Consider the following 10,023-nt stretch of genomic DNA (forward strand, 5'->3'; position numbering starts at 1 on the left):
CCCCAATCCCCAGTCCCTACCCACCTTTACCCAATTCGGTAAGCAGCCGCCGAATCACAGAGGCATCCTCGGCATCGGGAACTTTTGTTAAATAATTTTGTAAGTCGTCTATGGCTTGGGGGTAGTAACCAAGTTGATAGTAGATCAAACCGCGATCGCGCAATTCTAAAGTTAAACCAGGAAACAGCAACAAAATTCGTTCAACTGCTGCCAGCGTTTTTTCTAATTCTTGCTGTTTAAGGTAAATAAATTTTAAATTTGTCAGCATCCGTACCAAAAATTGCCGATTACTGACTACGGCTAAAAATTCTGGTTGTAGCGTTACATGTTGCTGATAAAGTTGAGATAGGCGTTCTTCGCAATCTTGGGCAAATATTATTTCACCCCCATTAAAGGCATCTACAAAAATTTCTATATCGGGAATATCTGGGCGAATCAAGAAATGTCCTGGCATCCCCACACCCACCATCGGAAAATCAATTCTTCGCGCCACCTCCAGGTAAACCAGCGCTAAGGTAATGGGAATCCCCAATCGGCGATCGATTACATCATTGAAAAAGCTGTTGCGCGGGTCGTAATAGTCAATTTTATTACCAGAAAATTTTAAATCATCGTAGAGATATTGATTAATACTTTGAACTATCCGCAAAGGATATCGTGAATCAGGCAGGCGTTCTTGAAGCTCCGATGCCATTGTATCAAGGGCGTTGAGGTATTCTTCTGGGTCTAGATTGGGATATTCTTCTTGTGCAATATACAAAGCTGCCTTTGCTAAGTCGATATGCTCGTCAGACTGCTGAATCTCCTGGTAAAAATATTGTCGTGCTGACGAGAAATTCATAAGCTGTTGTTCGGTGAAAGTGTGAGGATGAAGCGTAGACTAGCAAAAACCGCAGGCATTACGGTTTGCTAAAAGCCCTTTTTCGTATCTAAGTATCTAAGTTTATACAGCAATTCTCAGGTATTTAAACTACAACTCAGACTGGGGTGGGAAGTAGTGTAGTTAAATTACTTGAAAAGCGTTGTCAGAGAGCAAATAACAACAGCAATCCTCAGCTAAGGGACTTCCAAATAAAAAAAGACTCTAACTACTGATTTTAGGTTAGCCTGATCTTGATCCCAAAGCCCTAGTCTTAAGGATCAATTTATGGCGTAGAGTAGGGGCGTTCAGTGCTAATCTGAAAGGTGACATTGTTTAATTTTATGTCTTCTACGACCTTATCTGAAATCTAGCTTCACTCATTAGGCGCAGCATGGTAACAACCGCAGAAAAAACAAACATTGGTTACATTACCCAAATCATTGGCCCAGTTGTAGACGTTAAATTTCCCGGCGGGAAATTGCCACAAATCTACAACGCCTTGAAAATCAAAGGCACCAACGAAGCTGGACAGGAAATCAACATCACCATTGAAGTACAGCAACTTCTGGGCGACAACCAGGTGCGGACTGTGGCGATGAGTTCTACCGAAGGCTTAGTCCGCGGTTTTGAAGTCACCGATACAGGCGCTCCCATCAGCGTACCAGTTGGTAAAGCCACTTTGGGCCGGATTTTCAACGTCCTTGGCGAACCTGTGGACAACAGAGGCCCAGTAAATGCTGAGGCAACTCTACCCATTCACCGCTCTGCTCCCAAATTCACCGACCTGGAAACCAAACCTTCGGTGTTTGAGACTGGGATTAAAGTTGTTGACCTTCTGACTCCCTATCGACGCGGCGGTAAGATTGGTCTGTTCGGCGGTGCTGGTGTTGGTAAGACCGTGATCATGATGGAGTTGATCAACAACATCGCTACTCAGCATGGTGGAGTATCCGTTTTTGCTGGCGTGGGTGAACGCACCCGTGAAGGTAATGACCTCTACAACGAAATGATTGAATCTGGGGTTATCAACAAAGACAACCTCAACGAATCAAAAATTGCTCTAGTCTACGGTCAAATGAACGAGCCACCCGGAGCCAGAATGCGGGTTGGTCTTTCGGGATTGACAGTAGCAGAATACTTCCGCGATGTGAACAAGCAAGATGTGCTGTTGTTTATTGACAACATCTTCCGGTTTGTACAAGCAGGTTCGGAAGTATCGGCGCTACTAGGTCGGATGCCTTCAGCGGTGGGATATCAGCCCACATTGGGAACCGACGTAGGTGAACTGCAAGAGCGGATTACCTCGACTACCGAGGGTTCCATTACCTCCATTCAAGCAGTGTACGTACCAGCGGATGACCTCACTGACCCCGCACCTGCTACCACCTTCGCCCACTTGGACGGTACAACAGTACTGTCTCGTGGTTTGGCAGCTAAGGGAATTTATCCCGCAGTTGACCCGCTGGGTTCCACTTCCACCATGCTCCAGCCCAATATTGTCGGTGACGAACACTACAATACTGCGCGGGCGGTGCAATCAACTCTGCAACGTTATAAAGAACTCCAAGACATTATCGCGATTCTTGGTCTAGATGAATTGTCTGAAGAAGACCGTCTCATCGTCGCGCGGGCCAGGAAAGTTGAGCGTTTCTTGTCTCAGCCGTTCTTTGTTGCAGAAGTATTCACCGGTTCTCCTGGTAAGTACGTGAAGTTGGAAGACACTATTAAAGGATTCCAAAAGATTCTGTCTGGTGAGTTAGATGCTTTACCAGAACAGGCTTTCTACTTGGTTGGCGATATTAACGAAGCGATCGCCAAAGCTGAAAAAATCAAAGGTTAGTCATTAGTCATTGGTCATTAGTCATTAGTTCAACTGCTAATGACTAATGGCAATTACAAAAGACATAGACGCCCTTTGGGCGGCTTCCCGTAGGGTAGGACAAAGGACGAAGGACGAAGGACAAAAGACAAATGACATTAACCGTTCGTGTAATTTCCCCAGATAAAACAGTCTGGGATGCTCCAGCTGAAGAAGTCGTTTTGCCTAGCACTACTGGTCAACTAGGTATCCTAACTGGACACGCACCACTTTTGACCGCTCTAGATACTGGTGTCATGCGAGTTCGTGGTGCTAAAAATCAGAATTGGGAAGCGATCGCTCTTTTGGGTGGCTTTGCCGAAGTCGAAGAAAATGAAGTGACAATTCTGGTTAACGGCGCTGAACGTGGCGACAAAATTAACCTTGATGAAGCCCGTACTGCTTACAACCAAGCAGAAGCACGTCTAAGTCAAGTTTCCGCAGACGATCGCCAAGCCCAAATCCAAGCGAACCAAGCCTTCAAACGCGCCCGCGCTCGGTTTCAAGCCGCTGGTGGTTCGGTCTAAATTCAATTTCTATTTCAAATTTGTAGGTTGGGCAATGTCCAACCTACAAAATAAAATATTTATTAAGAAGAACTCAGGAGTAAGGAGCCAGAATGGGCTAAACCTTAGCTATCCGCTAACAGTATAAATTCTGTACGGATGCTAAAAATCCATCCCTTTATGGATAGAGTATTCTGAATCCTGTTAGCGCAGCGGGGCGTAGCCCATTGTGAATTCTGACTCCTTATTTATTAATTTTAAAAAAAATTACGCCAAGTTTAAGAAATTGAGCCAAGCTTTGGTGGAGTGTTAAATTAACTAATTAGTTGCCCTTTTGGGCACAAATTATGAAAAGCCTTTCATCTTTGCTTGGTACTCGTAAACAAAATAAGGTAGCTCGTTTAGCAGCATCTATCGTAGCAACTTTAGCACTTGCTGGTAGTATTCATTCTGCCAATGCTACTTCTGTCAAAATAACTACTGCACAAGAAATTACTCCAGCATCAGTCCAGCTAAATCAGACTAAATCTAATATTGCCCAATTACAAACTAGCAGGATTCAATATCAAGCTGCTGGAATCGATCCTGTTGTACTGGTTCCCATAGTACTTATCGGCGGTTTAGTCATATTCGTCCCCCTGTTCTTTGGCGGACTGGTGGTAATTGGCGAGCGTGAAGTTGGCATTGTCGTGAGGAAATTCACCCTTTCCGGGCGTGGACTCCCCGCCGGTAGCTTGATTGCCCTTAACGGCGAAGCTGGCTTACAGGCAGATACTTTAGCTCCTGGTTGGCACTGGGGCTATTGGCCTTGGCAGTATTCTGTAAAGAAAGAATCGGTAATTGTCGTTCCCCAAGGGGAAATCGCTTTGATTGTGGCAGCAGATGGAGCATCCAACCCACCAGAGCGGATTTTGGGTAAAATCGTGGGTTGTGACAACTTCCAAGATGCTCGGAAATTCCTCACCCAAGGCGGGGAAAAAGGGCGGCAAATGGGTTTTCTCACCGCTGGTACGTACCGGATTAACACCGCCCTGTTTAAAGTCATCATGGCATCAAATGCCAGCGCTCATGGCATGACTTCAGAACAGTTGCGGGTGTACAGTCTGGCATCTGATAAAGTTGGCATCGTTACTACCTTAGATGGTGTACCAATTTCCGCAGGTGAACTCGCAGGGCCGATAATTGAGGAACACAATAACTTCCAAAATGGTCAGAAATTTATTGATGGTGGTGGACGGCGAGGCTTACAAGAGCAAACCTTGCTTTCTGGTTCTTGGAACTTAAATCCTTGGTTTGTCCAGGTTGAGCAAGTACCGATGACGGAAATTCCCATTGGATATGTGGGTGTGGTAATTTCTTTCGTGGGTAAGGCGCATCAAGATGTCAGCGGTGCAGCTTTCACCCACGGTAACTTGGTGAATCCTGGACATAAGGGCGTGTGGGTTGAACCGCTGTATCCTGGCAAGCACCCGATTAATTCCCGGATCATGAAGATGGAACTGGTGCCAACGACCAACATTGTATTAAATTGGTCAGATCGCACCGAACGCCACAGCTATGATGCTCAACTGGCTTCCTTGACAGTGCGATCGCGTGATGGTTTTGCCTTTGATTTGGAAGTAGCGCAAATTATCCATGTGGGTGCTTTAGATGCTCCGAAGGTAATTTCTCGCGTTGGGGCAATGCAAAATCTGGTAGACCATGTATTAGAACCGACTATCGGTAATTATTTCCGCAACTCAGCCCAAAACTGTACTGTACTAGACTTTCTGACTGCTCGGAGTGAGCGACAAACTGAGGCTGCTGAGTATATTAAAACAGCATTGCGGGCTTATGACGTGCAAGCGATCGACACCCTGATTGGTGATATTCAGCCACCAGCATCACTAATGCAGACACAGACAGACCGGAAAATTGCTGAAGAAGAACGCAAGACTTATGAAGTCCAGCAGATGGCGCAAACCCAACGGCAGCAGCTTGTCCGGGAAACGGCACTGGCTAATATCCAGCAAGAAATGGTGAAATCGGAGCAGAGTGTGCATATAGCTGACTTGAAAGCCCAAGCCCAAATCAAAGAGGCGAACGGTGAAGCTGAGGGTACAAAACTCCGGGCAATTGCTGAGGCTGAAGGTATTCGGGCCACAGGTAACGCCAAAGCTGAAACATACAGTGCTGGTGTGGAAGCTTTGGGTTCCCAAGGTTATACAGCTATGCAACTAATGCAAATTATCGGCGATCGCAATGTCCGCCTGATTCCAGATGTCTTAGTTAGCGGTAACGGCGCCAATAACGGCTTAGTGGATGGGCTACTATCCCTGATTTTATGGAATCAAACTGGTAAGGGTGAATTGACATCAACACCTTTGCATCCGCAACCAGTAGTTACCAAAGCACAACCTACTTCAGAAAACGGTTTTCCACCGATAGTTGTGAATTTTCCAGTGGATAAGTAACAAAACCTCACCCTGGTTCTGCTACGCAAAACCTGTCTTTTTCCTTGGTAAGGAGAGGGATTAAAGTCAGGACAGGGTGATGTTTTAGTTCTGAAGTCGAAGTTCCGAGTTCTGAAGTCGAAGTTTCGAGTTTAGAAGTCAAAGTTCCGAGTTCAGAAGTCAAAATTCCGAGTTCCGAAGTCGAAGTTCCGAGTTCAGATATCAAAGTTCCGAGTTCAGATATCAAAGTTCCGAGTTTAGAAGTCGAAGTTCCGAGTTTAGAAGTCGAAGTTCCGAGTTTAGAAGTCGAAGTTCCGAGTTTAGAAGTCGAAGTTCCGAGTTTAGAAGTCGAAGTTCCGAGTTTAGAAGTCGAAGTTCCGAGTTCCGAAGTCGAAGTTCCGAGTTCAGATATCAAGTCCGGGTAATCACTTATTATTAAAATCTCTCCGCGTCCCCGCGTCAGTCCTAATGATAAGTTTTCAACCGGACATGATATCAAACTGAAATTCTGAGTATGAGTAACTATAGCGATGTCTTACGACAAGCCGCTCCGCGTCTACGCTCCTTTGTATGCAATACACTCTCAATACGGTTTGGATAATACTTCATCCCCCCCAACCCACCTTTATAAGCTATCCATTATAAACATCTTTCTTAACAAAAGCTTTGACAAAATCCAGAAAATGTGTATGTTCTATAGAAGAACTGGGAAACATAGCAAAGTCAGCAAATGGAACAATGGATCACACAAGAACTAGAAAGAACCGAATTAGGTGACGCAAGAAGAACCAAACGGTTAATCAAAATAGTGGAAAATTTAAGTGCCAAACCCGAAGCCAGCGTTCCAGTTGCCAGTGGAACATGGGCCGAAACGAAAGCTACCTATGACTTCTGGGATTCACCCTACATCAAACCATCCATGATTAGGCTCTTGACATATCGATGGGACAGTGGAGCGAATTGGCAAGCATGAAGTAGTCTTGGCCATTCAAGATACCACAGAACTAAACTACACCAGTCACAAAGCTCTATCGGGAATCGGATATCTCGACAGCAAATATGCCCAAGGATTAAAAGTCCACTCAGTCTTCACAGCCTCCACACAGGGAGTACCATTGGGCATCATTGAGCAACTTTTGTGGGCGAGGAAGGGAGAAGAACTGGGAAAGGCCGAACAAAGGAAACAAAAATCAACCGCAGACAAAGAAAGTGTTAGATGGCTCTCTGCATTGAAAGCAACAGAGTTAATTATCCCTGAATCGGTACGAGTAGTCACAATTGCCGACCGAGAAGCCGATATTTATGACTTATTTGCTTGTTCTCGTCGTTCCGGGTCAGATTTTCTGATTCGAGGGACTCAAAATCGCTGTTTAGATGGCTGTGAGCCACGTTTATGGGAAACTTTGTCGTCACAACACTCACTCGGCACAATGACAGTAGAGGTCAAACGTTCCGTTACTCAACCTCACAGAAGAGCCACTCTCGACATTCGTCATACCACAATTGCCATTGCACCACCACAAAATCGTGCCAAAGCAGAACTTCTAGCTCCAGTGACATTGCAGGCAATTTTAGTCACAGAAGCAGACCCACCACCAGAGTGTGAACCGATTACTTGGTTACTTCTGACCACTTTAGAAATTACTAGCCTCGAAGACGTTCAGCAGTATGTGCGATGGTACAGTTATCGTTGGTTGATTGAACGTTATCATTATGTCTTAAAAAGTGGTTGTGGCATAGAGAAGTTACAACTGGAAACCGCCCAAAGATTAGAGATGGCTTTGGCAACCTACAGCATAGTTGCTTGGCGTTTGCTCTGGCTGACTTACTTAGCTCGTTGTCAGCCTGATGCTAGTTGTGAGCAGGTTTTAGCGACCCATGAGTGGCAAGCCTTGTATGCCACCATACATCATCAACCTTATCCTCATTCTACACCACCGACTTTGGCGCAAGGTGTCAATTGGATTGCTCGACTCGGCGGGTTTTTAGGTCGTAAAGGCGATGGCTCTCCTGGCGTGAAAGTTCTCTGGCGTGGATTGAGCCGATTACATGATATTGTTGTGGGTTGGCTGGCTTTTCAGTCTCTCAATAGTTAATTATTACCCCATTTTCTCGTCAGTTTTTCAAGGGTTTTCACTCTTGGACTTCCGATCTTTTAGTTTTTTGAGCCAACATAGCCATGAGACAGCCATACTTTTTTTGACTGTGTTAATTCTCATCGCCATTTCCTCCAGTCGCTAGTGATTTTTTTCCTCCATTCTTCAAGGCATAACTCCTAACTTTTGTCAATTTTTGTATTAAGAAAGATGTTTATAATGCATAGCTTAAAAAGGGAGGCTAATAATGGTTCTATTTCCCCCTTTTTAAGGGGGACTAAGGGGGATCATTAATCTCTCCTAAAAAGGGAGAGGAATGGAATCTTACTCCCCAAAGCTAGTAGGGAAGGGGTTGGGAATTAGGTCTGTATTGGACTCAACCCAGAAGCGCTATAGAAAACAGCTATATTTAATTGTGGATGCCCTGTGAGCAAAGAAATTTTGCTGTTACAAGAACGTTATCGTTTACTCAAGCAGATTAGTAAAGGGGGATTCTGCAAAACTTTCCTCGCTGTAGATGAAAGTCAGTTTCCGCCAATTCCTTGCGTCGTTCAAGAATTATTGCTGGAAGACGAAACATTTAAAAATTTTCAGCAAAAGGCGCAAAAGCTAGAGGAATTAGGAAAGCATCCGCAAATTCCCGCCTTATTAAATTATTTTCAGCATAACGGGTATTTTTATTTAGTGCAGGAGTTTATTGCAGGCACTAATTTAGCTCAGGTGGTTGAAGAAGAAGGCGCTTTTAATGAAACTCAGATTTGGCAACTGTTAGAAGATTTGTTGCCAGTTTTGCAGTTTATTAGCGATCGCCATATCATCCACCGCGATATTAAACCCCACAATATCATCCGTAGATCCCCAATTACCAAGAAGGGGGATTTCGTCATAGTTGATTTTAGCACTGCGAAAATCGTTACAGAAATCGATTGGCTAACATCTGAAACCAGTATCGGTAGCCCAGAATATGCTGCACCAGAACAAACGAGAGGAAAAGCGGTTTTTGCTAGTGATTTATATAGCTTAGGTGTAACTTGTATTTACTTACTTACCCAGATTTCTCCCTTTGATTTATTTGATATTGCAAATGATTGCTGGGTTTGGCAACAATATCTTACTACTAAGGTAAGCGATGTCTGGCGACAGGACTCAAAAAGTCTACGCTTGGCGCAAATTCTCGACAAGCTACTGCAAAATGCAGTGAACCGTCGCTTTCAATCAGCTAATGAAGTTATGCAAGCAATGGGTATGGAATGTAAAACTCAAAATTTTAAATTACCAAATCCTCCTTGGCGATGCTTGCATACCCTAAGTGGACATTCTGGTGTGTCGAGTGGGGTAAATACCATTGCCATCAGCCCTGATGGTTATACTTTAGCCAGTGGTAGTGATGATAAAATCGTCAAATTGTGGAATTTAAATAATAAAAAATTCCTAACTAGCTTATCAGGACATTCCCAGGCTGTAAAATCAGTTGCCTTTAGTCCAGATGGTCAAATTTTGGCAACTGCTAGCGATGATAAAACTATCAAATTGTGGCAGGTTGAGACATTAAAAGAAATCTGCACCCTGTTGGGACACTCACACGCGGTAAAATCAGTTGCTTTCAGTCCAGATGGGCAGATTCTCGCTAGTGGTAGCTGGGATAAGACAATCAAACTTTGGGATGTTAATACTGGTACAGAAATTTGCACCATAACTGGACACCAATTACAAGTCAATTCAGTAGCATTTAGTCCCCAAGGACAGCTTTTAGCTAGTGCTAGTTATGACAGAACAATTCGCTTATGGCAGATACCAACAAGAGGCAGAAGCTCAGTTGAAATTTCCTGAAGTTGCCTTTACAGGTAGCGCTTGATATTACAAATTAGCTATTGTCCTATTCTACAAGCTGCCACAGTTTGATAGTCTTGTCCCGGCTGCCGCTTGCAATTAATTGTGTAACTTTGCTCACAGCAACAGCAGATACTGTGTCTACATGACCAGAGAGAGTAACAATCTCTTCTGCTGTGCTTACCCTCCAAAGTTTAACTGTTTTGTCGCAACTTGCACTTAGGAGCGTTTCACCATCGGCAGTAAAAGCCACAGCCACCACAGACCAAGAATGGCCTACAAGTGTGCTAATTAGCTGACCAGTGTTTACCTCCCACAATTTAATCGTGTTATCATCACTACCCGTCGCCAAAATTTGACCATCTGGACTAAAAGCGACTGTCAGAACCGCCCATGCATGACCCGAAAGGGTGCTTAACAAGCTATAGCATGGGCGGTT

Annotated in this window: 6 protein-coding genes and 2 pseudogenes; 5 read left to right on the forward strand and 3 right to left on the reverse strand. The window is 44.4% G+C overall.

The window, feature by feature from the left end; translation table 11 throughout:
- Nucleotides 1–16 precede the first annotated feature (16 nt).
- Complete coding sequence (locus tag CDG76_RS09805) at nucleotides 17–841, reverse strand: SirB1 family protein (RefSeq protein ID WP_094348861.1); 825 nt, start codon at nucleotides 839–841, stop codon at nucleotides 17–19.
- A gap of 412 nt (nucleotides 842–1,253) precedes the next feature.
- Between CDG76_RS09805 and atpD the strand changes: the two genes are divergently transcribed.
- The 3 genes from atpD to CDG76_RS09820 all read left to right on the forward strand — a co-directional run bounded on the left by atpD (nucleotide 1,254) and on the right by CDG76_RS09820 (nucleotide 5,679).
- Complete coding sequence (gene atpD, locus CDG76_RS09810; protein ID WP_094348862.1) at nucleotides 1,254–2,702, forward strand: F0F1 ATP synthase subunit beta; 1,449 nt, start codon at nucleotides 1,254–1,256, stop codon at nucleotides 2,700–2,702.
- A gap of 131 nt (nucleotides 2,703–2,833) precedes the next feature.
- Nucleotides 2,834–3,247: an ATP synthase F1 subunit epsilon gene (gene atpC, locus CDG76_RS09815; protein WP_094348863.1), complete on the forward strand. Its 414-nt coding sequence runs from the start codon at nucleotides 2,834–2,836 to the stop codon at nucleotides 3,245–3,247.
- 326 nt (nucleotides 3,248–3,573) lie between these two features.
- Nucleotides 3,574–5,679, forward strand: a complete 2,106-nt coding sequence (locus CDG76_RS09820; RefSeq protein WP_094348864.1) for an SPFH domain-containing protein — start codon at nucleotides 3,574–3,576, stop codon at nucleotides 5,677–5,679.
- 7 nt (nucleotides 5,680–5,686) lie between these two features.
- Here CDG76_RS09820 and CDG76_RS09825 read toward each other — a convergent pair whose 3' ends face one another.
- Nucleotides 5,687–6,073, reverse strand: a complete 387-nt coding sequence (locus tag CDG76_RS09825; protein ID WP_094348865.1) for a hypothetical protein — start codon at nucleotides 6,071–6,073, stop codon at nucleotides 5,687–5,689.
- Nucleotides 6,074–6,388: 315 nt separating this feature from the next.
- Between CDG76_RS09825 and CDG76_RS09830 the strand changes: the two are divergent.
- Together CDG76_RS09830 and CDG76_RS09835 are read left to right on the forward strand one after the other, a co-directional pair.
- Nucleotides 6,389–7,754: pseudogene (locus CDG76_RS09830) on the forward strand (IS4 family transposase).
- Between the two features lie 441 nt (nucleotides 7,755–8,195).
- Nucleotides 8,196–9,548 (forward strand): annotated as a pseudogene (locus tag CDG76_RS09835) (protein kinase domain-containing protein); the annotation flags it as partial.
- Nucleotides 9,549–9,630: 82 nt separating this feature from the next.
- Here the strand turns inward: CDG76_RS09835 and CDG76_RS09840 are convergent.
- The coding region (locus CDG76_RS09840; protein ID WP_442946371.1) for a WD40 repeat domain-containing protein at nucleotides 9,631–10,023 on the reverse strand (393 nt) is incomplete at its 5' end.

Origin of the sequence: Nostoc sp. 'Peltigera membranacea cyanobiont' 210A (genome assembly GCF_002246015.1) — a bacterium.
In the GTDB taxonomy this organism is placed as follows: domain Bacteria; phylum Cyanobacteriota; class Cyanobacteriia; order Cyanobacteriales; family Nostocaceae; genus Nostoc.